Source organism: Novosphingobium aeonii (assembly GCF_052279045.1).
Classification (GTDB): Bacteria; Pseudomonadota; Alphaproteobacteria; order Sphingomonadales; family Sphingomonadaceae; genus Novosphingobium.
This window is the reverse complement of the sequence record NZ_CP176832.1, coordinates 1,669,585-1,695,373: the sequence shown is the minus strand read 5'-3', so window position 1 is coordinate 1,695,373 and position 25,789 is coordinate 1,669,585. Positions and strand designations below refer to the sequence as shown.

27 protein-coding genes and 1 tRNA gene are annotated in these 25,789 nt (G+C 64.3%); 8 read left to right on the top strand and 20 right to left on the bottom strand.

Features of this window, described 5'->3' with window-relative positions; translation table 11 throughout:
• Positions 1 to 15 precede the first annotated feature (15 nt).
• On the bottom strand, positions 16 to 429 hold the full coding sequence (locus ACLIMP_RS08475) for an EVE domain-containing protein (protein ID WP_054439698.1): 414 nt from the start codon (positions 427 to 429) through the stop codon (positions 16 to 18).
• Between the two features lie 145 nt (positions 430 to 574).
• Here ACLIMP_RS08475 and ACLIMP_RS08470 point away from each other — a divergent pair, with 145 nt between their 5' ends.
• The 6 genes from ACLIMP_RS08470 (at position 575) to ACLIMP_RS08445 (ending at position 7,000) form a co-directional block, all read left to right on the top strand.
• The gene (locus ACLIMP_RS08470) at positions 575 to 1,510 is read left to right on the top strand and encodes an isopenicillin N synthase family dioxygenase (RefSeq protein ID WP_324699020.1); all 936 of its coding nucleotides are present in this window, start codon (positions 575 to 577) and stop codon (positions 1,508 to 1,510) included.
• 90 nt (positions 1,511 to 1,600) lie between these two features.
• Complete coding sequence (locus tag ACLIMP_RS08465) at positions 1,601 to 3,310, top strand: putative bifunctional diguanylate cyclase/phosphodiesterase (RefSeq protein ID WP_231636062.1); 1,710 nt, start codon at positions 1,601 to 1,603, stop codon at positions 3,308 to 3,310.
• A 69-nt stretch (positions 3,311 to 3,379) separates the two neighbouring features.
• Positions 3,380 to 4,198: a diaminopimelate epimerase gene (gene dapF, locus ACLIMP_RS08460; protein ID WP_185997767.1), complete on the top strand. Its 819-nt coding sequence runs from the start codon at positions 3,380 to 3,382 to the stop codon at positions 4,196 to 4,198.
• Positions 4,195 to 5,409 carry a MiaB/RimO family radical SAM methylthiotransferase gene (locus ACLIMP_RS08455; protein ID WP_324698709.1) on the top strand — a complete coding sequence of 405 codons (1,215 nt, stop codon included), beginning with the start codon at positions 4,195 to 4,197 and terminating at the stop codon, positions 5,407 to 5,409. Before dapF ends, ACLIMP_RS08455 begins: the two co-directional genes overlap by 4 nt.
• The gene (ftsY, locus tag ACLIMP_RS08450; protein ID WP_054439702.1) at positions 5,406 to 6,347 is read left to right on the top strand and encodes a signal recognition particle-docking protein FtsY; all 942 of its coding nucleotides are present in this window, start codon (positions 5,406 to 5,408) and stop codon (positions 6,345 to 6,347) included. Before ACLIMP_RS08455 ends, ftsY begins: the two co-directional genes overlap by 4 nt.
• Positions 6,347 to 7,000 carry an inner membrane-spanning protein YciB gene (locus tag ACLIMP_RS08445; protein WP_324698708.1) on the top strand — a complete coding sequence of 218 codons (654 nt, stop codon included), beginning with the start codon at positions 6,347 to 6,349 and terminating at the stop codon, positions 6,998 to 7,000. The genes ftsY and ACLIMP_RS08445 overlap by 1 nt, the downstream gene beginning before the upstream one ends.
• A 12-nt stretch (positions 7,001 to 7,012) precedes the next feature.
• Here ACLIMP_RS08445 and ACLIMP_RS08440 read toward each other — a convergent pair whose 3' ends face one another.
• From ACLIMP_RS08440 to ACLIMP_RS08395, 10 genes are all read right to left on the bottom strand, one after another.
• On the bottom strand, positions 7,013 to 8,122 hold the full coding sequence (locus ACLIMP_RS08440; RefSeq protein WP_324698707.1) for an energy transducer TonB: 1,110 nt from the start codon (positions 8,120 to 8,122) through the stop codon (positions 7,013 to 7,015).
• A gap of 69 nt (positions 8,123 to 8,191) precedes the next feature.
• Positions 8,192 to 10,150 carry a potassium transporter Kup gene (locus ACLIMP_RS08435; protein WP_185997771.1) on the bottom strand — a complete coding sequence of 653 codons (1,959 nt, stop codon included), beginning with the start codon at positions 10,148 to 10,150 and terminating at the stop codon, positions 8,192 to 8,194.
• 105 nt (positions 10,151 to 10,255) lie between these two features.
• Positions 10,256 to 10,924 (bottom strand): tetratricopeptide repeat protein, encoded by a 669-nt coding sequence (locus tag ACLIMP_RS08430; protein WP_324698705.1) that lies wholly within the window; start codon positions 10,922 to 10,924, stop codon positions 10,256 to 10,258.
• Positions 10,921 to 11,319, bottom strand: coding sequence for a cytochrome c-type biogenesis protein (locus ACLIMP_RS08425; RefSeq protein WP_082370474.1), 399 nt, complete (start codon positions 11,317 to 11,319; stop codon positions 10,921 to 10,923). The genes ACLIMP_RS08430 and ACLIMP_RS08425 overlap by 4 nt, the downstream gene beginning before the upstream one ends.
• A 35-nt stretch (positions 11,320 to 11,354) precedes the next feature.
• Positions 11,355 to 11,906, bottom strand: a complete 552-nt coding sequence (locus ACLIMP_RS08420; protein WP_324698704.1) for a DsbE family thiol:disulfide interchange protein — start codon at positions 11,904 to 11,906, stop codon at positions 11,355 to 11,357.
• Positions 11,903 to 13,867, bottom strand: coding sequence for a heme lyase CcmF/NrfE family subunit (locus ACLIMP_RS08415; RefSeq protein ID WP_324698703.1), 1,965 nt, complete (start codon positions 13,865 to 13,867; stop codon positions 11,903 to 11,905). Before ACLIMP_RS08415 ends, ACLIMP_RS08420 begins: the two co-directional genes overlap by 4 nt.
• A 10-nt stretch (positions 13,868 to 13,877) precedes the next feature.
• The gene (ccmE, locus tag ACLIMP_RS08410; RefSeq protein WP_420719869.1) at positions 13,878 to 14,360 is read right to left on the bottom strand and encodes a cytochrome c maturation protein CcmE; all 483 of its coding nucleotides are present in this window, start codon (positions 14,358 to 14,360) and stop codon (positions 13,878 to 13,880) included.
• 2 nt (positions 14,361 to 14,362) lie between these two features.
• Positions 14,363 to 14,503 carry a hypothetical protein gene (locus ACLIMP_RS08405; protein ID WP_324698702.1) on the bottom strand — a complete coding sequence of 47 codons (141 nt, stop codon included), beginning with the start codon at positions 14,501 to 14,503 and terminating at the stop codon, positions 14,363 to 14,365.
• Between the two features lie 24 nt (positions 14,504 to 14,527).
• On the bottom strand, positions 14,528 to 15,256 hold the full coding sequence (gene ccmC / locus ACLIMP_RS08400; RefSeq protein WP_324698701.1) for a heme ABC transporter permease CcmC: 729 nt from the start codon (positions 15,254 to 15,256) through the stop codon (positions 14,528 to 14,530).
• A gap of 107 nt (positions 15,257 to 15,363) precedes the next feature.
• Positions 15,364 to 15,440: transfer RNA gene (locus ACLIMP_RS08395), tRNA-His, on the bottom strand.
• 201 nt (positions 15,441 to 15,641) lie between these two features.
• Between ACLIMP_RS08395 and ACLIMP_RS08390 the strand changes: the two genes are divergently transcribed.
• The gene (locus ACLIMP_RS08390) at positions 15,642 to 16,274 is read left to right on the top strand and encodes a prolyl hydroxylase family protein (protein ID WP_185997775.1); all 633 of its coding nucleotides are present in this window, start codon (positions 15,642 to 15,644) and stop codon (positions 16,272 to 16,274) included.
• A 59-nt stretch (positions 16,275 to 16,333) separates the two neighbouring features.
• Here ACLIMP_RS08390 and ACLIMP_RS08385 read toward each other — a convergent pair whose 3' ends face one another.
• On the bottom strand, positions 16,334 to 16,885 hold the full coding sequence (locus ACLIMP_RS08385; RefSeq protein ID WP_054439723.1) for a superoxide dismutase family protein: 552 nt from the start codon (positions 16,883 to 16,885) through the stop codon (positions 16,334 to 16,336).
• Between the two features lie 192 nt (positions 16,886 to 17,077).
• Here ACLIMP_RS08385 and ACLIMP_RS08380 point away from each other — a divergent pair, with 192 nt between their 5' ends.
• Positions 17,078 to 17,425 (top strand): PilZ domain-containing protein, encoded by a 348-nt coding sequence (locus tag ACLIMP_RS08380; RefSeq protein ID WP_324698700.1) that lies wholly within the window; start codon positions 17,078 to 17,080, stop codon positions 17,423 to 17,425.
• A gap of 87 nt (positions 17,426 to 17,512) precedes the next feature.
• Here the strand turns inward: ACLIMP_RS08380 and rpmE are convergent, their stop codons facing one another.
• The 8 genes from rpmE to uppS all read right to left on the bottom strand — a co-directional run bounded on the left by rpmE (position 17,513) and on the right by uppS (position 25,767).
• Positions 17,513 to 17,740, bottom strand: a complete 228-nt coding sequence (rpmE, locus tag ACLIMP_RS08375) for a 50S ribosomal protein L31 (RefSeq protein ID WP_054439727.1) — start codon at positions 17,738 to 17,740, stop codon at positions 17,513 to 17,515.
• 119 nt (positions 17,741 to 17,859) lie between these two features.
• Positions 17,860 to 18,312, bottom strand: coding sequence for a 3-hydroxyacyl-ACP dehydratase FabZ (fabZ, locus tag ACLIMP_RS08370; RefSeq protein ID WP_054439729.1), 453 nt, complete (start codon positions 18,310 to 18,312; stop codon positions 17,860 to 17,862).
• Between the two features lie 20 nt (positions 18,313 to 18,332).
• Positions 18,333 to 18,932, bottom strand: coding sequence for an OmpH/Skp family outer membrane protein (locus ACLIMP_RS08365; protein ID WP_054439732.1), 600 nt, complete (start codon positions 18,930 to 18,932; stop codon positions 18,333 to 18,335).
• Complete coding sequence (gene bamA, locus ACLIMP_RS08360) at positions 18,932 to 21,571, bottom strand: outer membrane protein assembly factor BamA (protein WP_231636063.1); 2,640 nt, start codon at positions 21,569 to 21,571, stop codon at positions 18,932 to 18,934. Before bamA ends, ACLIMP_RS08365 begins: the two co-directional genes overlap by 1 nt.
• Before the next feature lie 173 nt (positions 21,572 to 21,744).
• Positions 21,745 to 23,130, bottom strand: coding sequence for an RIP metalloprotease RseP (rseP, locus tag ACLIMP_RS08355; protein WP_324698699.1), 1,386 nt, complete (start codon positions 23,128 to 23,130; stop codon positions 21,745 to 21,747).
• Positions 23,131 to 23,160: 30 nt separating this feature from the next.
• The gene (locus tag ACLIMP_RS08350; RefSeq protein ID WP_324699019.1) at positions 23,161 to 24,312 is read right to left on the bottom strand and encodes a 1-deoxy-D-xylulose-5-phosphate reductoisomerase; all 1,152 of its coding nucleotides are present in this window, start codon (positions 24,310 to 24,312) and stop codon (positions 23,161 to 23,163) included.
• A 5-nt stretch (positions 24,313 to 24,317) separates the two neighbouring features.
• Entirely contained in the window at positions 24,318 to 25,091 is a 774-nt protein-coding gene (locus ACLIMP_RS08345; protein WP_054439739.1) for a phosphatidate cytidylyltransferase, read from the bottom strand.
• On the bottom strand, positions 25,078 to 25,767 hold the full coding sequence (uppS, locus tag ACLIMP_RS08340; RefSeq protein ID WP_132469080.1) for a polyprenyl diphosphate synthase: 690 nt from the start codon (positions 25,765 to 25,767) through the stop codon (positions 25,078 to 25,080). Before uppS ends, ACLIMP_RS08345 begins: the two co-directional genes overlap by 14 nt.
• Positions 25,768 to 25,789: the final 22 nt, after the last annotated feature.

Below are 25,789 nucleotides of genomic sequence, written 5' to 3'. Positions count from 1 at the left end.
AAGGCAAGACGAAAATCAGCCTCCCGCAAGAGTGAGGATGTAGTCCCATTCCTCAGGCGTCACCACCGCGACCGAGAGGCGCGAGAACTTGACCAGCTCCATCTCGGCCAGCCTGGGGTCGGCCTTGACCTGCTGGAGAGTGACCGGACGAGCCACCTTGCGCACGGGCTTGAGCTTGACCGCCGCCCACTTGCCTTCGGGATCGGTAGGATCGCTGAGGCCGGACTGGCTGATCGTGGCGATGCCGACGATCTCCTTGCCGATGTTGGAATGGTAGAAGAACACCTCGTCCCCCACCTGCATCGCGCGCAGGTTGTTGGCCGCACGGTGGTTGCGCACGCCGTCCCAGGTGCCCTCACCTTCCGCGACAAGGTCGTCCCAGCTGTAGGCGTCCGGTTCCGACTTCATCAGCCAGTAGCGCTTTGCCATAAATCGCCTTTCGATTTCGCCTTACGGCCAGAAACTTCTATGGGGGCCGCATAGCGATTCAATCGGCGGAGACAACACTGGTGATTCGGCGCCGTCATTCGCGCGTGCCGGTCACTGTCAGCCGATCCTTGTTTGGAAGACCATGATGAACCTTGCCCAGATTCCCGTTCTCAGCCTCGAAGGCGACCGCGCCGAATTCTCGCAGCACATCGGCGAGAGCTTTCGCACCTTCGGCTTCGCGATGGTCCGCGACCACGGCATAGACCAGGCCCTGATCGCCCGCGCCTGGGCGCTTACCGAGCAGTTCTTCGCACTCCCCGACGACGTCAAGCGCCGGTACTTCATCACCGGACAGGGCGGCGCGCGCGGGTATACGCCGTTCCGCACCGAAGTGGCCAAGGGCGCGACCGAAAAGGACCTCAAGGAGTTCTGGCATGTCGGCCGCGACCTGCCCGCCGGCTCGCCGCTCGCCGCCTCGATGCCGCCCAACATCTGGCCCGCCGAGATCGAAGGCTTCGAGGAAACCTTCACGGAACTCTTCGCCCAGTTCGACAAGGCCGGCGCCGAGATTCTTGCCGCCATCGCGGTCTATCTCGGCCTCGATGCGCGCTGGTTCGATCCGGCCATCGAAGACGGAAACTCGGTCCTGCGCCTGCTGCACTATCCGCCCGTGGGATCAGGTGCGGGCGGTGCCATTCGCGCCGGCGCGCATGAGGACATCAACCTCATCACCCTGCTGCTCGGCGCGCAGGAAGCCGGTCTCGAACTGCTTGGCAAGAACGGCGAGTGGCTTTCGGTCGCGCCGCCCGAAGGCGCGGTGGTCATCAATATCGGTGACATGCTCCAGCGCCTGACCAACCACTTCCTGCCCTCGACCACGCACCGCGTCCGCAATCCCGAGGGCGACCGCGCCGCGCACAGCCGCTACTCGATGCCGTTCTTCCTCCACCTGCGCAGCGACTTCCCGTTCAGGACGCTGGAACAATGCGTGAGCGAGGAAAACCCGGACCGTTATCCCGTCAGCATCACCGCAGACGACTATCTGCAGGAACGCCTGCGCGAGATCGGCCTCAAGATGTAAGACGACCGCGCGCGGTTCGGCCAACTTAACCAATATTTCAGTCCCCCTGCGCTAGCGATCCACCGGGGTTCAAGCGCAGGGGGACATCAGGTGAGCACAATCGGGGCCGCGCCAGACGGCGGCGACGGCGAGATTGCCGACCGTCAGGTCGACATCGTCGCGCTGGGCATCGTCACCGCGGCCATCCTGCTGTTCGTGGCGACGGGCAGCGCCATCGGCCCTTCGGTCGTGAAATCGCTGCTTGGCCAGGGTCCGGGGCCAGACCGATTCCTGCTCAACGCCTTCCTGCTCAACGTGGCGATCATCATCTTCGGGTGGAGCCGCTACCGCCAGCTTTGCGAGGAAATCCGCCAGCGCAAACGCGCAGAACAGCGCGCGCGCCACTTGGCCGAAACCGACCCGCTCACCGGCTTCCTCAACCGCCGCAGCTTCCACCGCGCGGTGGACGAGATGATCCGCAAGGCGGAGTTGCAGGGGCGCGCCGTCGTTCTGGCCATGATCGACCTCGACAACTTCAAGCAGGTCAATGACTACAACGGCCACAACACCGGCGACCGGCTTCTGCAGGAGTGCGCGCGGCGGATTTCCGGTTGCCTCCCTCACCAGGCGCTGATCAGCCGCATCGGCGGTGACGAGTTTTCCGTCGCCATCCCCTTCGACCTTACCCGCGTGGACCGGATCGACCGCATCGCCGCGTCGCTCGTGGAGGCGATCGGGCAAAGCGCCTCGGTCAATGCGATCAATATCGAAGTGACCGCTTCGATAGGGCTCGCCCGATCCGACTTTCCTCCCGCGCACGGCGATCGCCCCGATGCCCGCGCGCTGCTCGAAATGGCCGATGTCGCCATGTACCATGCCAAGCGGCAGGGCCGGAACAGCTACTACTGGTTCGAGGCCCCGATGGCCGCCGAGATGCGCTTCCGCAATGAACTGGAATTCGGGATTCGCCAGGGAATTCCGCGCGGCGAGTTCGTGCCGTTCTACGAACAGCAGATCGACCTGCACACCGGCGAACTGACCGGGTTCGAAATGCTGGCGCGCTGGAATTCTCCGCAGTTCGGCATCGTCGCGCCCGATATCTTCATCCCCATCGCGGAAGAGATCGGCGCGATCGCCGACCTCTCGGAATGCGTGATCGCGCAGGCTCTCGACGATGCCAAAGGCTGGGATTCGCGCCTTACCCTTTCGGTCAATATCTCCCCGCTGCAATTGCGCGATCCATGGTTCGCCCAGAAGCTGCTCAAACTCCTGCTGGAAGCGAGCTTTCCGCCGCACCGACTTGAGATCGAGATCACCGAATCCTGCCTGCACCAGAACCTGGCGCAGGTCCGCACGCTGATCACCAGCCTGAAGAATCAGGGCATCAAGGTCAGCCTCGACGACTTCGGGACCGGCTACAGCTCGCTGGCGCTGCTGCGCAGCCTGCCGTTTGATCGCATCAAGATCGATCGCAGCTTCGTTTCCAGCCTGACCGACAACAAGGACAGCGCCGCGATCGTCCACGCCATCGCCATGCTGGGCAAGGGACTGGACATGCCCGTAACCGCGGAAGGGATCGAGACCAGCGAAGTGCTCTCGCACCTCCAGCAATACGACCAGATCAAGGGCCAGGGCTATCTCTATGGCCGTCCTCGTCCTGCCGCACAGCTCGCCGAATGGCTCGAAGGGATGGAACTCGTGGCCGACTCGGAAGCGATCAGCGATCTCGAAGCGCTGCGCAGCCAAATCGAGGCGAAGCGCGAAGCGGAACTCTCCAGCGCCGCCGAAAGCACTGACGACCCGCAAGCCCGGCAGGCCTGACCGGGTCCTGTACGCCCGTCTTGCGGCTTTCTCTGGACCTGACGCGCCGCAGCGCATAAATCGCGCGCCATGCGGATCGATTTCACCAAGATGCATGGGCTCGGCAACGACTTCGTCGTGCTCGATGGACGCACCGGCGCGCTGCCGGTCGTGGATGCGGCGCTGGCCGCCGCGCTCGCCGACCGCCACACCGGCATCGGCTGCGACCAGCTGATCGTGCTGGCGCCTTCGGATCTCGGCGATTTCCGCATGCGCATCTTCAATGGCGACGGTAGCGAAGTGGAAGCCTGCGGCAACGCCACCCGCGCCATCGGCCTGCTCCATGGGCGTCCCGCCACGATCGAGACGCTGGGCGGAATGCTTGCCACCACGCCTACCGATGGCGGCATCAGCGTGGAAATGGGCAAGCCCCGTTTCGACTGGGATGCAATCCCGCTCGGCTATCCGATGGATACGCACCGGATGCCGGTGGCCTGGGAGGAGCTCGTCAATCCGATTGCAGTCAATGTCGGCAATCCGCACGTGATCTTCTTCGTTGAAGATCCATACCGGATCGACATGGCGCGCCTCGGCCCTCTGATCGAGACCGATCCGCTGTTTCCCGAGCGCATCAACGTCAATGTCGCGGCCGTCACCGCGCGCGATGCCATCAGCCTGCGCGTGTGGGAGCGCGGCGCCGGGCTTACCCGCGCCTGCGGCACCGGTGCCTGTGCGACTGCCATCGGCGCGATGAAGCGCGGCCTCGTGGATCGCAAGGTCACCGTCACCCTGCCCGGCGGCCCGCTCGCAATCGAATGGCGGGAAGACGACGAGATCGTCATGACCGGCCCCGCGACCGAATCGTTCCGGGGCTCGTTCGAAGCGGCGGACTACGGGATTCCAGATTGACCGTCGAAGTCCATTCGCTCGGCTGCCGCCTCAACATTTCGGAAAGCGAAACGCTGCGCGGGCTCTTGCGCGGCGTGTCCGACGCCGATGGGGATCTCGTGGTCGTCAATTCCTGCGCGGTGACGGCCGAAGCGGTGCGCCAGACCCGCCAGACCATCCGCCGCGCTCGCAAGGAACGGCCGGACGCGCGCCTGATCGTCACCGGCTGCGCCGCCGAAGTAGAGCGCGAGATGCTGGCAGCCATGCCCGAGGTCGATGGCCTGGTTCCGAACACCGCCAAGCTCGACCCACGCGCCTGGAACGTGCCCGCCGTACCTGCCCCCGCCGAACGCCGCGCCTATACGCGCGGTTTCGTGCAAGTGCAGAACGGCTGCGACCATGCCTGCACGTTCTGCGTGATCCCGCAAGGCCGCGGCCCCAGCCGCTCGCGCAGCGTCTCCGAGGTGCTGCACGACGTGGCGGTCCACCTCGACAGCGGCGTGAACGAGATCGTGCTGACCGGCGTGGACCTCACGTCTTGGGCCAGTGATCAGGGAAGTGATCTGGGAACTGATCGCGCCGGCGCCCCCCGCCTCGGCGCGCTCTGCGAAGCGATCCTCGCGCGCTTTCCCGCTCTGCCCCGCCTGCGCCTTTCCTCCATCGATGGCGCCGAAGTGGACGAGACCCTGTTCGAGCTGCTGGTCGGCGAAGCGCGGATCATGCCGCATGTCCACCTCTCGCTCCAGCATGGCCACGACCTGATCCTCAAGCGCATGAAGCGCCGACATTCCCGCGCCGATGCCATCGGCCTCGTCTCCAGCCTGCGCGCGCGCCGCCCCGAGATCGCCATCGGCGCCGACCTTATCGCCGGGTTCCCGACAGAGGACGAGGAGGCCCACGCGGCCAATCTCTCCATCCTGGGCGAACTGCAGGTCGTCCACGGTCACGTCTTTCCCTATTCGCAGCGCCCCGGCACCCCGGCGGCGCGCATGCCGCAAGTCGATCCCGCCGCGATCAAGGCGCGCGCCGCGCAGCTGCGCGACAGGATCGCCGAAATCAGGGCGAGCTGGCTGGCCGGCCTCATCGGCCACCCGCTATCCGTGCTTGCCGAAAGAGGTGGGAAAGGCCATGCGGAAAACTTCGCGCCCGTGCGCTTGCCTGCCCATGCGCAGCCCGGCGCGCTGATCCGCGTTACGCCCGCAAGGGTAGTCGAAGGAATACTGGAATCATGAGTACCGAAGGCCAGCAGGCTGAACGCGACTGGTCCGACCGCCTGTTCGGCGGCTTTCGCAAGACCTCCGAACGCCTGAGCGAGAATCTCTCCGGCATCGTCGGTAAATCGAAGCTCGACGACGCACAGCTCGATGCGCTCGAAGACGCGCTGATCATGTCGGACCTCGGCCCCCGCGCCGCCGCCCGCATACGCACCCGCCTTGCCGAAGAGCGCTTCGAGCGTGACGCCGATGAGCGCGCGATCATGGAAGTGGTCGCCCGCGAGATCGCCGAGATTCTACGTCCGGTCGCCAAGCCGCTCGATGTCGTCGCCTTCCCGCGTCCGCAAGTGATCCTCGTGATCGGCGTAAACGGCTCGGGCAAGACCACTACGATCGCCAAGCTGGCGCACTTGTTCCAGGAGCAGGATTATTCGGTCATGCTGGCGGCGGGCGACACTTTCCGCGCCGCTGCAATCGGCCAGCTCGGTGTCTGGGCCGACCGCCTCGGCATTCCGCTGATCAAGGGGCCCGAGGGCGGCGACCCTGCGTCGATCGTGTTCGATGCGGTCAAGGCCGCGACCGACCAGGGTATCGACGCTTTGATCGTCGATACCGCCGGCCGCCTCCAGAACAAGCGCGAGCTGATGGACGAACTGTCCAAGATCCGCCGCGTGCTCGGCCGCCTCAATCCCGAGGCACCGCATGACGTGGTGCTCGTGCTCGACGCCACCAACGGCCAGAACGCGCTCTCGCAGATCGAGATTTTCAAGGAAGTGGCGGGCGTCTCCGGCCTCATCATGACCAAGCTGGACGGCACCGCACGCGGCGGCGTCCTCGTCGCGGCGGCGGAGCAATACGGCCTGCCCATCCACGCCATCGGCGTCGGCGAGAAGATCGACGACTTGCGCCCCTTCAACCCGGACCTGCTGGCACGGGTCATCGCCGGAATCGCCTGATGAACGCCCACACCACCTCCGCGGAAAAGCCTAAGTCGAGCTGGGTCAACCTCGTCGTCGATTTTGGACCGCTGCTGGTCTTCTTCCTCGCCTACCGGCACTTTTCTCCAGCCGGCGAAGGCAGTACCATCGGCACCGTTTCCGCCGTCATCAAGGGCACTATCGCCTTCATGGTCGCCACCGTGATCGCGCTGGGCATCTCGAAATGGCGGCTCGGCCATATCTCGCCGATGCTCTGGCTGACGACGGTGCTGATCGTCGGATTTGGCGCGCTGACCGTGGTGTTCCACGACGCCTTCTGGATCCAGATCAAGCCCACCGCCGTCTACCTGATGTTTGCGGGCGTGCTGTTCTTCGGCCTGATGCGCGGGAAGGCCATGCTGAAGTATCTCCTCCAGTCCGCCTTCGAAGGTCTGACCGAGGAAGGATGGCTGAAGCTTTCACGCAACTGGGCCTGGTTCTTCCTGCTGCTCGCAGCGCTGAACACGGCACTGGTCTTCAGCGTGAGCTTCGAAACCTGGCTTCAGGCAAAGCTCTGGGGATTCACGGTGCTTTCATTCGTTTTCACCTTCTCCCAGCTTCCCATGGTGCTCAAGCACGGGATGGGCGAGGCCGCCAAGGAAGAAGTGATCGAGAATCCGCCGCACGACTGAGCGGGCCGCGATTCAGAATTCCGTTTCCGGCTCCACGGCATCTGCATCTGTCCGGGAGCCGGCCTGCGGTTCCATCGCGAACCTGACCCGCGCGACGCAACCCGTCGCGCCTTGCGGCGAACTTGCCAGCTTCGCCTGCTGCAGCATCTGGAGCGCCTGCCGCCCGAAAGCGTCGGAAGGCTGCGTCTGCACCACCCTGGCATTACCGATAGCGCCCCATGGGGCCACATCGTAGGCGACGATCGCCCAGCCTTCGATACGGCGGCGGCCATAAGCCGGCGGAAAACGCAGTGAAGGCGGAACGGCCCACTGCTTTTCCGCGGGACAGCTCGCGTTCTTCGGCTGATCGCCGGGGCCGGGCATCGGCGGCGCCGGGACCGTGGCGGGTTTCAGCCAGTAGGGAAAACGACAGGCCTGCCGCGCTCCCCCGGTAAACCGCGATCTGGCGACGGCTTTGACGGACTCTTTTTCGAGCGCCTGGTTGCCGCTGCCCGTCATGATGCGGGCATGGACCGACTTGCCATTTGCATCGAGGTCATAGGAGACCAGTGCCCACTCCCGCACACCGGGCTTCGCAGGTACTTTGCGAAAGTCCGGGTAGGCGCGTGTGAGAACCTGGGGCCGCGGACGCTCCATGCAGTCCCCCTCTCCCCACAAGCGGCTCCAACCCTGTCCCGGCAATCGACCTGAAATCGGGTCCATCGTATAAGCCGCGAGATCGGCGATCGTGGCTGCTGCGATCGGTATCTCTTTCGGCGTGAAGGTAATCGAGCACCCTTCGCGCGCCGCCGCCGGGAAATGGCTCGCCGCCAATGCCGGGCCGAGGTCGGTGCCGGGAGAATAACGGTCCTCGATCGAAATCGCCCGGCCCGAGGCGTCGATATCGAAGCGCAGGGTCACGCCTCCGCGCGCCATGGAATCGCGCCACAGACCCTTCAAAGGATGGACCAGCCCGGCCGTGTCAACCGGCGTGCCGTCGTTGCAGGTCACCGGTCCCGGCGCCCAGCCTGCAAGGCTCGGCCCTCCAGAAGCCCGCGCGCCGACCGTGTCGATCACGGGTAGCGGAGGCGGAACGAATCCCGCCGATGAGGGTGCGAGCAGCAAGCCAAACAAGAAGTTCATCGTCCCGGCTCCAGATCGTTTGCGCGAAAGCTAACACGATCAGAACACGGGATAATGACAAAATTCCCGTCAGATTTCGAGCTGACTGCCCAGTTCGACCACGCGATTGGTGGGCAGGCGGAAGAATTCCATGGCACTGGCGGCGTTGCGCATCATCCAGGCGAAGAGCTTCTCCCGCCAGATCGCCATGCCGGGCTTGGCCGAAGGCACCAGCGTCTGACGGGAGAGGAAGAAGCTGGTCTTCATCATCTCGAACGGGCCGCCGCACAGTTCGGAGTGGGCAAGCGCGGCCGGAATGTCCGTCTCTTCCATGAAGCCGTAGCGCAGCGTCATGCGATAGAAGCCCTGCCCAAGGTCGGTCACCGAGTAGCGCTCAGCAGGCTCGACATAAGGCACGTCCTGCACTTCGACCGTCAGAACCACCACGCGTTCATGCAGCACCTTGTTGTGCTTGATGTTGTGAAGCAGCGCCGAAGGCACACCGGCGTTGCTGGAGGCCATGAAGATCGCCGTCCCCGGTACCCGCGCGGCAGAACCGTGGGCGCTCTTGGCAAAGACGTTGAGCGGCAGCGCTGCCTCGGTCATGCGGTCGCGCATGAGGCGGCGGCCCTTGTTCCACGTCGTCAGCAAGGTGAAGGCGATGCCCCCGATCAGCAGCGGGAACCAGCCGCCATCCGGCACCTTGGTGGCATTGGCGGCGAAGTAGGCCCCGTCGACCACGAAGAAGGTGACGATGACGGGCACCGCCAGCCAAAGCTTCCAGCGCCACAGCACGATCAGCAGCACGGCCATGAGGCAGGTGTCGATCAGCATCGCACCCGTAACGGCGATACCGTAGGCGGACGCAAGGTTCGACGAATTCTGGAACACCAGTACCAGCACGATCACGCCGGTCATCAGGGCCCAGTTCACGAACGGGATATAGATCTGCCCGACCTCGTGCTCGCTGGTATGGCGAGTCGAGAGGCGCGGGATGAAGCCGAGTTGCATGGCCTGGTGGGTGATCGAGAACGCACCCGAAATCACCGCTTGGCTGGCGATGAAGGTAGCGCAGGTCGCGAGAATCACCAGCGGCAGGCGCAGGTTTTCGGGAGCGAGATTGAAGAACGGGTTCTTCATCGCCTCTGCCGCCGCAGAATCGTCCAGTCCGAGGATCATCGCCGCCTGGCCGAAGTAGTTTATCAGCAGGCAGGGCATGACCACGCCGAACCACGACAGCCGCAGCGGGCCGCGCCCGAAGTGGCCCATGTCGGAATAGAGCGCCTCGGCCCCGGTAACGGCCAGCACGACCGAGCCGAGCGCCAGGAAACCCAGCACCTTGTCGGTCATGAAGAACTGGATCGCGTACCACGGGTTCAGCGCCACCAGCACCGAAGGCATCTGCACGAGATGATAGATGCCGAGCACGGCAAGCACGGCGAAGTAGACCACCATGACCGGCGCGAAGAGCGCGCCGACCTTGGCGGTGCCGCTCTTCTGGATCACGAAGAGCGCGATCAGCAGCACCAGCGCGATGGGAAGTACCAGCGGTGCCAGCCGCGATTCGACCACGGTAAGACCCTCGACCGCCGAAAGCACGGAAACCGCAGGCGTAATCATCGAATCGCCGTAGAACAGCGAAGTCGCGAAGACGCCGAGCAGGACGACCAGCGGGCCATAGCGGGACTTGCGGATCGCGCCGGAAATCAGCGCAACAAGCGCGAGGCTTCCGCCCTGCCCCTTGTTGTCCGCCCGCATGAGGATACCGACGTACTGGACCGAAACCACCAGCGTCATCGACCAGAAGATCAGGCTGACCACGCCGAGAATATGGAGTTCATCGATCGCCAGCGGATGCGGGCCGACGAACGTTTCGCGGAACGCATAGAGCGGGCTGGTGCCGATGTCGCCGAACACGACGCCAACGGCGCCAAGTGCGAGCTTGGTTATATTGCCGGAACCATGTCCCCCGGCGGCGGGGGCTTTGCGCCCCGTCGCCGGATCGATCACCGTCGGAACGACAGCCGTGTCCGAACTTGCATCACTCATTCCAGCGCCCCGTAATGGACTTGTCGCGTCAGCATTTCACCGCCCCGACAAGCGCCCGCCGTTAGCAGCATGATAAGAGCCTAGCAACGACCGTTAGCGCTGCGTTCATGGGCGGGCCGACATGTCCTCGGGATTCTGCCCGGAGGACTGGCTGGCAATGAAGGCGTCCAGCCGCTGCAATTGCTCCGCCAGCGGGCCGCGCCAACCGGCATCGGCCGGAGCGTGTTCGAGAAGATCGGCCCAGAGCGCCCGCGCTTCCGGCAGCTTTCCGGACTGCGCCATGGCAAGGCCGAGGAAGTAGGGAGGCCCCGGCGCCTTCGGATCGGCCGCTCCCGCCTGGCGATAGGCATAGAGCGAGGCCGGTGTCAGTACGCCTTCCGAGTGGGCGACGAGCACGTTACCGAGCGCCAGCCAGCCCTCAGAATTCCTGGGATCGTCCTCGATCGCGCCGCGCAGCAGGCCGGCGGCGTCGATGTAGTGACCGTTGCGGGCAAGGCCGTCGGAAATCACCACCCAGCGATTGCTCGTCGGGATGCCCTCGCGGCTCAGCTTGCCGCGCGCCTCCACGAAGAATTCGCCGGCCTCGGTGTCCTGCGCCTCGGCCGCCTCCTTGGGTGCGCCGGGCTCGCTGGGGCGCCCCTGCGCGGCATAGCCCGCAATCCCCAGCATCAGTGCGGCAGCAATGGCCTCACGCCCGCCCCTCGGCGCCTTGAACACGAACACGATCAGCACAAAGGAAACGATCGCGAGCAGCGCGACGAAGACCCAGGTCACAGCGAATCTCCCGGCACCGGGCCGCCCCGTCGGAACCGTTTGCGTAGCAGCAATGCCGCCAGCGCCAACAGGAACAGCGGCACTGCAAACAACGGCCAGGTCAGCGCCGTCAGTTGCGGGGCATAACTGACATAGTCTCCGTAGCGTTCGATCAGCCAGCCGCGAATCGCTTCGGGGTCCTCCCCGGCGGCGATCCGCTCCCGCACGAGCGAGCGCATGGAACCGGCGATGGGTGCGTCCGAATCGGCGATCGACTGTCCCTGGCACTGCAGGCAGCGCAGCGTTTCCATCAACGTCTGGGCCTGTTGTTCCTTTGCGGGATCGTCAAGCTGGCGATAGGCATAAGGCGCGGTGGACTGCTCCTCCTGCGCCGCCGCGGGCAAGGCGGTCCACATGACCAGTGTCAGCAGCAATGCCGCGAAGAAACGGGTCACTGGCTCGCTTCCTTGAGCTTTTCGAGAATCAGCGGGATCTGGTCCGGCCTGATTTCGCCGATGTGCTGGTAGCGGATCACGCCCTTGCCATCGATCACGTAAGTCTCAGGCACGCCTGACGAACCGAGCGACAACTGCACCTTGCCGTCGTCATCCGCGCCGACCCGCTTGTAGGGATCGCCGTTTTCCTTGAGGAACCCTTGCAACGCCTCGGTGCTGTCCCTCACCGATATGCCCTCGATCGGGACTCCGGCCCGGGCCAAGGCTCCCAGTTGCGGCGCCTCGACACGGCAGGGAATGCACCAGGAGGCGAAGATGTTGACGAGATGGGGCTTGCCGTCAGCCATATCCGCACTGTTCAGTCCAGGCCGATCCGGCAATGCCGCGGGCAGGGAGAACGCCGGCATCGGCTTGCCGACAAGCGTGCTGGCCACGGTCTTGTCGGCCGGGCGATAGAGCCCGAGCATGACAAGCGCCACGAACGCCACGAACAGCGCCAGAGGCAGCCAGATCGCCCAGCGAGGCGCCTTGGCGGACGGTTCGCTCATGAGCGCTCTCCCAGCTGGGCCTGACGTTCGCGGCGGTACGCGATCTTGTCACGGGCGAAGATACGGCGAAGGTCGCTCGCCACGCGGCCAAGCAGGGCCAGGAAGCCGCCCAGCGCAATCATCAGACCGCCAAGCCAGATCATCGTCACGAAAGGTTTCCACCACAAGCGAAGCTGCCAGCGCCCATCCTCGGCTTCTCCGCCCAGAACCGCATAAAGCTGCCCGTTCCAGCGCGTCAGCAATGCCGATTCGCTGGTCTGCTGCGGCGGCGCCCAGAAACTGCGCGATTGCGGATCGATCTGAATCACCCGCCCGGTATCGCCATAGCGCACGAGCAGCCGCGCTTCGAGCGCCGTCCAGTTCGGCCCTGCCACCGGTTCCACGGTATCGAGTTTCACCTGCCACGGGCCGACTTCGGTAACGTCGCCGGCCTTCACCGCGACAAGCTTCTCGATCGAGAACGCGCTTTCGCAGCTCATCCCCAGTAGCGACACGGCAATACCGAAATGCGCCACCACCATGCCCCAGACCGGCAACGGCGTGCGGCGCAGGTTCCGCCCCTTGAGCGGCAGGACGCTGGCCCATCCCAGGCCGAGCGCCAGCGCGAAGCCCAGCGTCGACAACAACGAGACACCGCCGATCGCCACCATGGCAATCATTCCCGCAACGATCAGCATGGCCGGGATCACCAGAGTCTTGCCGATGCGCGGGAACGAATCGCGCCTCCAGCGCAGCAGCGGCCCCACCATCAGCACGATCAGCATCGGAACCGCGAAAAGCGCGCCCATCGGATTGAAATAGGGCGGCCCGACGGAGACTTTCGCACCCATCGCCTCGGCCACCAGCGGATAGAGCGTGCCGAACAGGACGATGCCGAGAATCGCCGAAAGCATGACGTTGTTGAACACGAGAGCGCCCTCGCGGCTGACGACGGCAAAGCGCTCGCCTTCGGTCACGGTCGCCGCGCGCAGGGCAAACAAGATGAGCGCTCCGCCGATATTGATCGCCAGCAGCGCAAGGATGAAAGATCCGCGCTCGGGGTCGACCGCGAAAGCATGGACGCTGGTCAGAATGCCTGAGCGCACGAGGAAAGTGCCGATCATCGACATCGAGAACGCCACCACCCCGAGCATCATCGTCCAGGCGCGCAGCGCATTGCGCGCTGCCAGCACGCTGACCGAATGGAGCAAGGCTGTCGCCGCCAGCCATGGCATCAACGAGGCGTTTTCGACCGGATCCCAGAACCACCAGCCGCCCCAGCCAAGCTCGTAATAGGCCCAGTAGGAGCCGGCCGTAATGCCGACCGTCAGGAAAATCCAAGCGCCGAGTACCCACGGGCGCATAGCCCTTGCAAAGGCAGGGCCGACTTCCCGGGTGACGAGCGCGCCGATCGCGAAGCTGAAGGCAACGGACAGACCGACGTAGCCGAGATAGAGCGTGGGCGGATGGAACGCGAGGCCGAGATCCTGAAGCAGCGGGTTGAGTCCATTGCCCTCCTGCGGAACCGGCAAGAGCCGTTCGAACGGATTCGAGGCGATCAGCAGGAAGGCATAGAAGCCGAGGCTGACGAAAGCCTGCCCCGCGAGCGTCGCCAGCATGGTCGGCTCCGGCAGCCGCTTCTCCACGAGCGCCACGAACCCACCAGCCACACCCATGACGGTGACCCAGAGCAGCATCGAGCCCTCGTGGTTACCCCAGGTTCCGGCGATCTTGAAGATCAGCGGCTTCATCGAATGCGAGTTCATCGCCACCAGCTTCACCGAAAGGTCGGTGGAAGCGAACAGGTCGACGAGGGCCATGAAGGCAACGAGAGCCAGAAGGCCCTGCACGACGGCGACGGGACGCACGATGCCCGCCAGCGATGCCCCGCGCGCCGTCAGCGAAAGAGCACCCGCGATCAGTTGCAGGCCAGCGAGTGCAGCGGCCAGCCAAAGCGCTGCAAGTCCGAGTTCCGCGATCATTTCGACTGGTTCATTTCGTCTCGCGCATGACCTGCTCGGCCTGTTCCCTGCTCATGTCCTGCATTTCACGCGGCACGTAGTTCTCGTCATGCTTGGCCAGGAGATTGTCAGCCTGGAAGGTTCCGCCCGCGTCCAGATGGCCCTCCGCCACGACGCCCGAGCCTTCCACGAAAAGCGAAGGAACGATGCCCTTGAACCGCACGGGAACATGCGCCTTGCCGTCCTGCACGGCAAAGGCAATCGTCACCCCATCGGCCTCCGTCCTCAGCGACCCCTTCTCCACCATGCCGCCAAGGCGCACTGCCCGGCCCGGCTCCGGCGGATTGGCCACGATTTCGCTCGGCACATAGAAATAGCTCGCCTGGTTGCGCAGCGCCCAGGCTGCAAGCAGGCCCGCACCGATCAGCACCACCAGCGCGATCACCAGCAGGATCAGCCTCTGATGTTTCGCCTTGATCCCCGACGTCTTTGGAATTCCCGAAATCGCGGCCACCGTCAGCGCTTCCTCGCTTCGTCGCGGCGCTTTTCCGCGCGCTTCATCGACAGCAGGGACCAGGCGACCATCGCCGCGGTCGCACCCACGCCGATTGCATAAGCGGCCATCACGAAAGCCCAGGGGTCCATCGTCTCGCGCATCAGTTCGTCCCCCTCTCCATCGTCTCAGTATGCCTCGCTCAGCGCCTTGCGCCGTAAGCGGGCCTCCGCCTGCTGGTTGGCCAGAATCGCCCTCATCCGGGCCAGTACGCAACCTGCGAAGAGCAAGGTGAAGCCAAGCATCGCGAAAAGCAGCGGCCAGAGGAACGCCCCCGACATGGCCGACTTGCCGACCGTGATCGATGGCGCCTGATGCTGGCTGTTCCACCAGATCACCGAATAATGGATGATGGGAATGTTCACCGCGCCAACCAGGCCGAAGATCGCCGGGGCGCGGTTCTGTCCGCCGTCGGAAGCCTCGCTCGCTTGCGAAAGCGCCATCCAGCCGAAATAGAGGAACAAGAGCACCAGCATGCTGGTAAGGCGCCCGTCCCACACCCACCAGGTGCCCCAGGCCGGCCGCCCCCAGAGGGAGCCGGTAACGAGGCAGACCGCGGTGAAGACCGCACCGGGTAGGGCACAGGCCCGCGCTGCAATCGCCGCGAGCGGGTGGCGCCAGACGAGTTCGGTGAAGCTGGCTGCGGCGATACCCATCCAACCGGCCATGCCGAGCCAGGCTGCGGGAACATGAAGGTAGACGATTCGCACCGTTTCGCCCTGAAGGCGTTCAGCCGGACCGAAGAACAGCCCCCATCCCAAAGCAGCCAGGGCAACGAGGATTCCCGCCCCCATGCAAAGCGGCATCAGCCAACGGGCGATGCGCAGGAAGCGGGCGGGATTGGCAAAGCCGTGCATGTCAGGAGGCTTCTATCGTTCGCGGTGAAAGGAGCAAGTGGCCTAAGTGAAAGCGCTGCGCTTTTCACCCGGCAAATGCCCCATGGCACGATGGATAAAAGATAAAATGGGGCGATCGATGGGGTTCGAACCCACGACCTCCGGTACCACAAACCGGCGCTCTAACCAACTGAGCTACGATCGCCACACGAGAAAACACAGGCCTTGCCGTGTCTTTCCGAAGCCCCGCGTCCGTTTCGCTGCGAAGCGACCGTTGCGGGAGCGCGCCCTTTGCACAAGGTTTGCCGACTTGAAAAGCAAAAAGTCGAGGTCGAGCGCAAAAAATCGGAACGAGGCCGATCCAATGCAATTTTACCGGCATGATCCCCCCGCTAAAGCAGGGCTCATGAATGCTCCCGGCGAATCATCTGGCCAGATCCTGCTCGCACGTTCCGGCGTGCAACGCTTCCCATCCTCGAGGCTCGACCTGTTCGTCCTGCGCGATTTCCTCAAGGAGGCAGAATGCGAAGAACTCGTCGCCCTGATCGAGGCGCGGCATCGCCCGTCCACGATCGCCAACTTCAATGGCGACAATGCCTTTCGCACCAGTTCCACCTGCGACCTCTCGCCCGATGTTCCCGCGGTTGCGGCACTGGCGGAGAAGCTGTCGAAACTGTCGGGGATCGACCCTGCCCACGCCGAGCCGCTGCAAGGGCAGCGCTACGAGGTAGGGCAGGAGTTCAAGGCCCACACCGACTATTTCGAGCCCAACAACGACGACTACAAGAAGTACTGTACGGTGTCCGGGCAGCGCACCTGGACCTTCATGATCTACCTCAACACGGTAGAAGCCGGCGGCGCGACGCGGTTCAAGGTGATCGACAAACTGGTCCAGCCGGAACGCGGCAAGCTCATCGCCTGGAACAATCGCCGCCCGGACGGCACACTCAATCCCGCAACGCTTCATCACGCCATGAAAGTGCGCAAGGGACTCAAGTACGTCATCACCCAGTGGTATCGCGAAAAGCCTTGGGGATGACGGTTCGAGGATGAGCGGCCGAGGAGTGGCGCGCCGCCGGTCCCCAGCCGCTTGGGCATTTACTTCGGCGCGCTGATCACGGCGCAGGCGATGCGGCCGCCGGCATTGCCCGCGGGCTGGCTGGTATAGTCGTCAGGGTCGGCATGGATCACCAGGGCCGAACCATCGGCATCCGCAAGAGACTTGGCGCCTGCCGCAAGGGTCACGCCCGTGTTCAGAACCTGTGCCTTGAGCAGACCGTCAGTCCCGACATGCTGGTTCGGCATGTCTCCGCCGTGCGGACCGCCCATGACCATGAGGCCGTGCTTGTGCTCGCCGCCGGTGAAGTGACCGCCCGCCGTCGTGAATTTCTGGGCAGGATCACACAGGCCCTTCTCATGGAAATGGAAACCGTGATCGCCGGCGGGCAGTCCCTTCAGGTCAGTCGTCACGAGGACGCCGGCAGGCGTGTCCTGCAGCATCACCATTCCAAGCGACTTGCCGTCGAGGCCGATCACGTCTGCATGAACCATCGGACCGCTCGCGGCGGCAGGCGCGGTATCCTGGGCAAGTGCCTGGCCGGCCACGACAGCGGCACCACATGCCGCCAGGATTTTCAGGGTACGGATCATTGCGCTTCTCCATTTGCGAGCCGGTTGACCGGCATCTGCGAACTTCCGCCGCCCTGCCCTTACGGATTTTCCGCAGGGCAAAGGCGCGCGGTGACTGACCGTTAACGATATTGGCCGAAATTGGCTCCGAGAACTCAATGGCCGAAAATCAAGCGGCCAGAAAATCCCTCGGGAAGCCAAGGACATCGCACAGTGAACGCACCGCTCGCAAGGCTCAAGGCCTGCTCTCCGCAAACGCGGGACGAACGGCGGCGGGAAGACCGCCACATAACGTGCCACGAGGCAACACTCGAATCGCTTCGTGGCGGCTGCATGGGCGTGCAACTCGCCGACGTTTCCGCCCACGGATGCAGCGTGCGCGGTGAAGCGACATGGCTGCGGCAAGGCGCCTTTGTTTCGATTCGCCTCGGCACGAGCGCGAAACTGGACGCCATCGTCCGCTGGGTGCGCGGCGACGCGGCAGGCATGGAGTTCCTGCATCCGGTCCCGGCCGACCGATTCGATTGGCACGACCTGATGGATTTCGGGTTCGAAGCCTGACCGTCAGGATGCCGCATCTGCAGCAGGCAACAAAAAAGGCGGCCTCGAAAGGCCGCCTTCTTCGTGTTCGTGAAGCTGACTTCGCGCTCAGTTCTTCTTGAGCGAAAGGCCACCGAAACGCTTGTTGAACTGGGCAACGCGGCCGCCGTCCTGCAGCTGAGCCTTGCCGCCGGTCCAGGCCGGGTGCGACGTCGGATCGATGTCGAGAACCAGCGTGTCACCTTCCGAGCCCCAGGTCGAGCGGGTCTGGAACGTGCTGCCATCGGTCATCTGAACGGTGATCAGGTGGTAGTCGGGATGGGTATCGGCCTTCATGTCGTATCTCTCTTCGCATATGGCCGGTTCCGACCGGCCTGCTTGGGAAAGCGGCGCCCTTACAGGGGCAGCCCCGAAATTGCAAGGATTAAGGGGAAGGCAAGCCCTCCCCCCATCCGTCAGGCGTCGGCGATCATGGCGGTGAAGTTGACCTCGCAGGTCACCTTTTCGCCGATCGAGGCCTTGCCCCAGAACTTGCAGACACGCGAACGCTTCTGAACGAAGCCGGCCCGCAGGTCGAGCAGGTTGCCCGGCGTCACGGGGTTACGGAACTTCGCTTCCTCGATCGCCATGAAGTAGACCAGCTTGCCGGTCCCTGCGAGGCCAAGCGCTTCAATCGCAAGAATTCCCGCCGCCTGCGCGAGCGCCTCGATCTGAAGCACGCCGGGCATGATCGGACGGCCGGGGAAGTGCCCCTGGAAGAAGTCCTCGTTGAAGCTCACGGCCTTGACCGCGTGGATCTCGTTCTCATCGAACGAGACCACACGGTCGACAAGCAGCATCGGGTAGCGATGCGGCAGCGCCGCCAGGATCTTCGCGGTGTCGTAGACGAACTCGGTCGAATCGCTCATCGCTCTACCCGCCGTCGCTCTTAGCGGCCCGAGGCCGCCGGAGCAGGCTGCTGCTGCGCCGGAGCGGTGGTGTTGATCGTGGTCAGCGCGCCGTTCAGCGCGGTCAGAACGTCGGTGGTGATGTCCAGCGACGGATCATAGGCCAGCGTCTGGCCCATCTCGACCAGCATGTTGGCGCCGCGCTTCTGCATCGCCGGCTTGTAGAGGTTCTGCAGCTGCGCCTGGATCTGCTGGCCGACATAGGCCTGGTTGCGCTGGATCTGCTGCTGCTGGCCCTGCAGTTCCTGGCCGGCCTGCTGTTCCTTCTGCTGGTAAGCCTGGATGCGGGTCTGCAGCGCGGCGTCGGGCTGCTTGCCGCCCAGTGCCTTCACAGCGGTTTCGAGACCCTGTGCTTCGGGCTGAAGCGAAGCCTGAAGCTGGTTGCGACGTGCTTCGAAGGTCTGGATCTGCTGCTGCAGCGCCTGGTTGGCGGTCTTGCAGGCGTTGCATTCGCGCGCAACGCGGTCAAGGTCGACCACGGCAACCTTCGAGGCGGGTACGGCCTGCGCCAGCGCGGGCTGGGCCAGAGCGACAAGCGCCAGGCCCGAGGCCAGAGCGGCGGACTTGAGAAGCATGTTCATCAGAATTGAGTTCCCACGTTGAAAGTGAAGGTCTTGGTGTTGTCGCCGTCGTACTTCAGCAGCGCCTTGGAGATGTCGATACGGAACGGGCCGAAAGGCGAGTTCCAGTTGACGCCGAAGCCGATCGCGACGCGGGGCTTCCAGGTGTTGCCGACGAAGGTTTCGTCGAAATAGGTGGTGGTGCCGTAAAGCGTGTTCGCCTCGCCGGTAACCGTATTTGTCGGGCTGGTAACGTACGAGATCGTCCCGTCCGACGCAGTCTGCTGGTAAAGCTGATTGCCGTCGGAATCGCGATTGCCGATGAAGCAGCCCGCCTTGCAGTGGCTCAGCTCGGGCGACTTGATCGCCCATACCGCGCCGGCATCCACGAAGATCGAGGGACGAAGGCCCATTTCACGAGCGCCGGAACCGAGCGGAATTTCAAGCTCGGCACGGCTCATGTAGTAGTAGCGGCCACCCAGCGCGTCATCCGAATCCGAACTTACTTCGTTGTTGGAGGCAGCCGTCGCGTCGGCGTAATAGCTACGCACCACGCGCGGACCGATGCCGCGAATGCCGAAGCCGCGAATCTGGGGCTCGCCCAGATAGAAGCGATCGGTCAGGCGAATATCGTCGCCGCCCCAGCCCTTGATCGCACCGCCCTCGCCCTGGAGCGAGAAGATGAAGCCACTGCCCAGCGGCCAGTACTTCGCGGCATTCGCACGCAGGCGCACATACTTCACGTCGCCGCCAAGACCGGCCACGTCGATGTTGGTCGAGATGGTTTCGCCGCGGGTCGGGCGCATGCGATTGTCGAGGTTGTCGTAGATCAGCGAGAAGCCGAGGATCGAGCTCAGCCGCTGGCCGATCGCGTCGCAGAGATAGCGTCCTGCGCGAAGCGGATCGCAAACGTATTCGCCGTTGGAATTGACGGAATAATACGTGCTCTTGGACAAGGTCACGTCGTCGTAGTTGAGCGTGTAGCGGCCAACCGCGGTGAGGTACTCGGTCAGCGGAACACCGGCACGAACCTGGAAGCCGGTGGTCGACTGCTGGTAGGTCGTGTTGCGGTCCGAGTTGTAGTACTGGAAGCTGTTGTAGTCGCGGCGATAGATGTCCACGCCCAGCGAGACGTTCTTGTCGAACAGGTAGGGCTCCACGAAGCTCGCTTCGACCGACTTCGAGTAGGACGAATAGCTGCCCGAAAGACCGATCGTCTGACCGCGGCCGCGGAAGTTGCGCTGGCGGATCGAGGCCTGGAAGATGAAGCGCTCAAGGCTCGAGAAACCGGCCGAGAGCTGCAGCTCTCCGGTCGGCTTCTCCTCGAGGTTGGCTTCGAGGATAATGCGATCTTCGGCGGAACCGGGCTTCTGTTCGACCTCGAACTTCTCCTGGAAGTAACCGAGAGACTTGATGCGGTTGGTCGAACGCTTGACCTGCAGCGAGTTGAAAGCGTCACCTTCGGCGAGACGGAACTCGCGGCGGACGACCTTGTCCTGGGTCAGGGTGTTGCCGTTGATGTCGATCCGCTCGACATAGACGCGCGGCGCCTCCTGGATCACGAAGGTCAGCCCCATGGTGAGGTTTTCCTTGTCGCGATCGTACTGCGGACGCACGTCGGCGAAAGCATAGCCGAAGGCACCGGCGGTGTCGTTCAGGCCCTCGATGGTGTCTTCGACGAGCTTGGCGTTGTACCAGTCGCCCTTCTTCATCGACAGGTTCTTCGCCAGCTTCTCGCCGTCGAAGTCGCGCAGCTGGCTTTCGACCTTCACGTCGCCGAACTTGTAGCGCTTACCTTCCTCCACCACATAAGTGATGATGAAGTCCTTCTTGTCCGGCGTCAGTTCGGCGACCGCCGAAACCACGCGGAAATCGGCATAACCCTGCGTCAGGTAGAACTGGCGCAGCTTCTGCTGGTCGAAGGCCATGCGATCGGGATCGTAGCTGGTTCCCGAGCTGAAGATGCGCGTGATGCGCGACTGCTTCGTCACCATCTGGCCGCGCAGTTCGCCGTCGGAGAAGTGCTCGTTGCCAAGGATGTTGATCTGGCGGACCTTGGACTTGTCGCCCTCGGTGATCTCGAAGACGATGTCGACGCGGTTCTGGTCGAGCATGACCATCTTCGGCTCGACGGTCGCGGCGTAGCGGCCCTGACGCTTGTAGAGTTCGATGATGCGCGCAACGTCGGCGCGGATCTTCGAGCGGGTGAAGATCTGGCGCGGAGAGACCTTGATCTCCGGCAGGATCTTGTCGTCCTTGATGCGCTTGTTGCCCTCGAGGATGATGCGGTTGACGACGGGGTTTTCCTTGACCTGGATGGTCACGACACCCTTGTCGTTGGTTACCTGCACTTCCGAGAACAGTTCGGTGCCGTAAAGATCCTTCAGCGCGGCGTCACCGGCAGCCTTGGTGTAGGGCTGGCCCACGCGCAGCTTGATGTAGGACATGACCGTCTGCGCCTCGAGGCGCTCGGCCCCGGTAACCTGGATAGTCAGGATCGTCTCGGCAGGCTCTGCCGCAGCGGCCGGCGCGGCTGCGGGAGCCGAAGACGCTGCTGCGTCCTGCGCAAATGCCGCATCTGGCACGCCTGCGAGGATCGTGGTTCCCAGGAGCACTGCTGCAAGCTGCGGCGCACGGCGGGCGTCAGTGCTGCGACCCATTACCAATCCCATCATTCTACGCAAATTCCCGTATTCGCTTTCGCGAGGACCCCGATCGATCCGCCAGGCTGCCTGTCAAAATGACAGACAATCGCGCCCATCTGCCCGATGGACGACGTCCAATCAAGCAGCCAATCCCGGCGGAAATGTGATCGCTGATGAATTCCTTCAGCCTATCCCCCGAAAATCGGGAGAGAAGCCAGATCGTTGACAGTGACGAACAGCATCAAGGCCAGCACGAGTGCCACCCCGGTGCGGATCGCCCATTCCTGACTGCGCAGGCCCAAGGGCTTCCGACGGACCAGTTCAGCCGCGTAGAAAGCCAGGTGCCCGCCGTCGAGCCCAGGAATTGGCAGGAGATTGATGAATGCCAAGTTAATCGAGATCATGGCCACGAAGCCCACGAAAGGCTCCCAACCAAGGGTGAACTGCTCACCGGAATACTTGGCGATCTTGATCGGGCCGCCCAGTTCCCGGACCGAACGGTCCCCGACGATGATCTGGCGGATTCCCGTGATCATGGTGCCCATGGTCGCGAAGCTCCGCTCCACGCCGATGCCCAGCGCCTGAACCGGACCGACAGCCTCCCGGCGGCCGAAGCCCGACTGAACACCGATGCGACCGATGGTCTCTGTGCGGCCATTGCTGCCTGTCTGCGTCGCGCTGCCGATCGTCATCGGCAGCACATGGGCTTCGCCCTTGCGCATTACCGTGATCGTGACCTTCTGCCCCGCCCGCGACATGATGAGCGGCGGCACCTGAAGGAAGCTCGTCACGCCGACGCCATCGACCGCGACGATACGGTCGCCGATCTCCATGCCCGCCTCCTCGGCAGGCGAATCGCCGAAGAAACCGCTGACCACGGGAACCGCAAAATCGATGCCGATGTCGCCGATCCGGGCCTTGTTGCCGAACCTGTCGCTAACTTCCTCGCCGGAAAGCTTGACGGGGAGCGTGACATTTCGCCCGTCGCGATCGACCATCACGTTCACGGTCTTGTTCGGGAAGTAGACTGTATGTTCGGGGATATCGGTGATGCTGCCGATGCGGTTGCCATCAATGGCGACGATGCGATCCCCGACCCGCAGCCCCGCCTGCTTCGCGGCCGACGATTCGGAGAAACCCGCCACTTCGGCATCGGCGATCAGGCGTCCGTTCGCATAGACGAAACCGGCCAGGATCAGCACGCAGAGCAGGAAATTGGTCAGGGGGCCGGCCAGAACGATCAGCGCCCGCTGCCAGAGCGGCTTGACGTGGAAGGTGCGCGCCCGCTCCTGCGGAGTCAGGCCGTCTTCCGCCGCGCTCGGCGCCGAAGCCGGGTTCATGTCGCCAGCGAACTGGACATAGCCGCCCAGCGGCAGCGCCGAGAGCTTCCAGCGAGTACCCCGCCTGTCGGTCCAGCCGGCGATCTCCTTGCCGAAGCCGATCGAGAAGGCATCCGCCTTCACGCCGAACAGCCTTCCGACCAGATAGTGGCCGAGTTCGTGGATCAGCACGAGCGGCCCGAGAACCAGCAGGAACGCGAAGATCGTCGTCAGCAGATTGGGCGATCCGGTCAAATCAGAGAATCTCCATCGGACCGCGTATCGTCACGCGGCCCCTGCGAGCATGCTTGCCCTTGCCCGCGCCTCGCCGTCAACAGCCAGTACGTCCGACAGGCTCGCGGGCGGGGCCGGCGAATAGGCGCCGAGCACGTCCTCGACCTGGGCGGCGATGCGGGTGAAGGGTATCCGGCCACCGAGAAAAGCGGCCACCGCCACCTCGTTAGCGGCATTGAGCACGGCGGGGATGCCGCCTCCGGCCTCCGCAGCTTCTCTGGCAAGACGCGTTGCGGGAAAACGCACTTCGTCGGGACGGCGGAAGGTGAGCTCACCGATTTCCGCAAGGTCGAGCGGCGCGCAGGGCGTGTCCATCCGCCCCGGCCACGCCAATGCCGAGGCGATCGGCACCCGCATGTCGGAAGGTCCGAGCTGCGCCAGTGTCGAACCGTCGCGGTATTCGACCATCGAATGGACGACCGATTGCGGGTGGACGATGATGCGGAGACGATCGAGGCCCACCGGGAAGAGATAGTGCGCCTCGATCAGTTCGAGGCCCTTGTTGAACATCGTCGCCGAATCGACGCTGATCTTCGCGCCCATGTCCCAGTTCGGATGCTTGACCGCCTGCGCCGGAGTGGCCAGCGTCAGCTTGTCGAGCGACCAGTCCCGGAACGGCCCGCCACTGGCGGTGAGCGTGATCCAGCGAACATCGTCGAGATCGTTGCCCTGAAGGCACTGGAAGATCGCATTGTGCTCGGAATCGATCGGCAGCAGCGTGGCACCGTGACGGGCGACGGCGGCCGTCATGACCTCACCGGCCGAAACCAGGGCTTCCTTGTTCGCGAGCGCAATGACGCGGCCCTGCTCGATCGCGGCCATGGTGGGCGCGAGGCCCGCGCAGCCGACGATGGCGGCAACCGTGACGTCGGCGCCGCGCGCCGCGGCCTCGACCAGCGCGGCCTGACCGCCTGCCGCCTCGATTCCCGTGCCGGCCAGCGCTTCGCGCAAGTCCGCGAGACTGGCCTCGTCGGCGACGACGGCGATTTGGGCGGAAAACTCCACCGCGAGCCGCGCCAGTTCAGGCACGTTGGCGTTGGCGGTCAGCGCCACGACCCGCCAGTCGGCGGGGCTGCGCCGCACGAGGTCCAGCGTCGAGGCGCCTATCGAGCCGGTGGCTCCGAGAACGGAAATGGTGCGCATGGTCGTCATCGCGGCTGGAACAGGATCATGAGGCCTAACACGAAAAGCACCGCGAGCAAGCCGTCGAGCCGGTCGAAGAAACCGCCGTGGCCCGGAATGAAGTGGCCCGAATCCTTGACCCCTGCCCGCCGCTTCATCCAGCTCTCGAAGAAATCTCCGGCCTGCGCGCAGACGGCGAGGAGGATGCCGGTCATCAGGCAGGTTGCGAATAGCGGCACCGGGTTTGCCGTCAGGTACCAGCAGGGCTGCATCCCGAAGCAAGCCGGACCGTCGGCGGCATTGCCCTGCGGATGGACCGAGATCAGCCCCTCCTGCCAGAACCTGGCGGCACCGAACAGCACCAGAGTGGCACCTAAAACGCCGCCAAGGAGGCCGGACCACGTTTTCGAAGGACTGATGGCAGGCGCGATTTTCGGACCCCCCAGTGCACGTCCGGTAAAGTAGGCGCCGACGTCGACTCCGATCACCGCGAGCAGCACCGTCAGCAGCGGCGCCAGGCTGAATGCGGGGTTGCGGAGGAACAGCAGCATGGCGGCGCCGATGCCGACGTAGACCATGCCGCCGAAGTTGAAGGCTGCCCGCTCCGCCGGGTTCTGCGTGCCGCCCCGCGCGAGCTTGACCCATTCCCACAGCACGCCGAGCGCCACCGCGCAGACGAAGGCGGTCCAGACCACGCCGCCGAGCCACAGCGTGCTGCCCGCGACCAGCAGCATGACTGCCGCCGAGATGCTCCGCACCTTGAGGTCGGCGTTCTTCTTCACCGGATCAGCGTCCGCCATAACGTCGGTCCCGCGTGGAGAAATCTTCGAGAGCCTGCCGCAAGTGTTCGGCGGTGAAATCCGGCCAGAGCACTTCGGTGAACATCATCTCGGCATAGGCGGCCTGCCAGAGCAGGAAGTTCGACAGCCGCACTTCGCCCGAAGTGCGGATCAGCAGGTCGAGCGGCGGCAGGTCCGCGGTATCGAGCTCGGCCGCGATGCTCTCGGGCGTGATCGGTCCCTTGGCGGCCGCCTTGGTGGCGGCGCGGGCGATCTCGTCCTGCGAACCGTAGTTGAGCGCGACCGCCAGCGTGGTCCCGGTGTTGCCGGCGGTGCGGGCGACCGCACCTTCGACCAGTTCCACGACGTCGGGCTTGAACGCCTTGTAATCGCCGATGATCTTGAGCCGCACCCCTGCCGCTGCGAACTCGTCGAGGTCGGAGAGGATGAAGCGCTTCATCAGGCTCATGAGGTCGGAGACTTCCTCCTCCGGCCGGCGCCAGTTCTCGGTCGAAAAGGCGTAGAGCGTCAGCGCCTCCAGCCCCATCTCGCGCGCGCCGCGCACCACGCGCCGAACCGATTCGACGCCGCGCTGGTGGCCCAGCGCGCGCGGCAGGTGGCGCTTCTTGGCCCAGCGCCCGTTACCATCCATGATGATGGCAACATGGCGCGCCGAGACGGGTTCACTCTTCGCCATCAGACATTCCTCCAAGCGGACC

Bases quoted from the DNA above. Each gene is read 5' to 3' on its own strand.
- dapF (WP_185997767.1), top strand. From the start codon at position 3,380: ATGCGGATCGATTTCACCAAGATGCATGGGCTCGGCAACGACTTCGTC.
- ACLIMP_RS08420 (WP_324698704.1), bottom strand. From the start codon at position 11,906: ATGAGCGAACCGTCCGCCAAGGCGCCTCGCTGGGCGATCTGGCTGCCT.
- ACLIMP_RS08435 (WP_185997771.1), bottom strand. From the start codon at position 10,150: ATGAGTGATGCAAGTTCGGACACGGCTGTCGTTCCGACGGTGATCGAT.
- fabZ (WP_054439729.1), bottom strand. From the start codon at position 18,312: ATGAGCGATTCGACCGAGTTCGTCTACGACACCGCGAAGATCCTGGCG.
- bamA (WP_231636063.1), bottom strand. From the start codon at position 21,571: ATGGGTCGCAGCACTGACGCCCGCCGTGCGCCGCAGCTTGCAGCAGTG.
- ACLIMP_RS08425 (WP_082370474.1), bottom strand. From the start codon at position 11,319: ATGTGGACCGCCTTGCCCGCGGCGGCGCAGGAGGAGCAGTCCACCGCG.
- rpmE (WP_054439727.1), bottom strand. From the start codon at position 17,740: ATGAAGGCCGATACCCATCCCGACTACCACCTGATCACCGTTCAGATG.
- ACLIMP_RS08440 (WP_324698707.1), bottom strand. From the start codon at position 8,122: ATGAACTTCTTGTTTGGCTTGCTGCTCGCACCCTCATCGGCGGGATTC.
- ACLIMP_RS08415 (WP_324698703.1), bottom strand. From the start codon at position 13,867: ATGATCGCGGAACTCGGACTTGCAGCGCTTTGGCTGGCCGCTGCACTC.
- ACLIMP_RS08445 (WP_324698708.1), top strand. From the start codon at position 6,347: ATGAACGCCCACACCACCTCCGCGGAAAAGCCTAAGTCGAGCTGGGTC.
- ftsY (WP_054439702.1), top strand. From the start codon at position 5,406: ATGAGTACCGAAGGCCAGCAGGCTGAACGCGACTGGTCCGACCGCCTG.
- ACLIMP_RS08350 (WP_324699019.1), bottom strand. From the start codon at position 24,312: ATGCGCACCATTTCCGTTCTCGGAGCCACCGGCTCGATAGGCGCCTCG.
- ACLIMP_RS08405 (WP_324698702.1), bottom strand. From the start codon at position 14,503: ATGCGCGAGACGATGGACCCCTGGGCTTTCGTGATGGCCGCTTATGCA.
- uppS (WP_132469080.1), bottom strand. From the start codon at position 25,767: ATGGCGAAGAGTGAACCCGTCTCGGCGCGCCATGTTGCCATCATCATG.
- ACLIMP_RS08475 (WP_054439698.1), bottom strand. From the start codon at position 429: ATGGCAAAGCGCTACTGGCTGATGAAGTCGGAACCGGACGCCTACAGC.
- ACLIMP_RS08365 (WP_054439732.1), bottom strand. From the start codon at position 18,932: ATGAACATGCTTCTCAAGTCCGCCGCTCTGGCCTCGGGCCTGGCGCTT.
- ACLIMP_RS08385 (WP_054439723.1), bottom strand. From the start codon at position 16,885: ATGATCCGTACCCTGAAAATCCTGGCGGCATGTGGTGCCGCTGTCGTG.
- ccmC (WP_324698701.1), bottom strand. From the start codon at position 15,256: ATGCACGGCTTTGCCAATCCCGCCCGCTTCCTGCGCATCGCCCGTTGG.
- ACLIMP_RS08390 (WP_185997775.1), top strand. From the start codon at position 15,642: ATGAATGCTCCCGGCGAATCATCTGGCCAGATCCTGCTCGCACGTTCC.
- ACLIMP_RS08470 (WP_324699020.1), top strand. From the start codon at position 575: ATGAACCTTGCCCAGATTCCCGTTCTCAGCCTCGAAGGCGACCGCGCC.
- ACLIMP_RS08345 (WP_054439739.1), bottom strand. From the start codon at position 25,091: ATGGCGGACGCTGATCCGGTGAAGAAGAACGCCGACCTCAAGGTGCGG.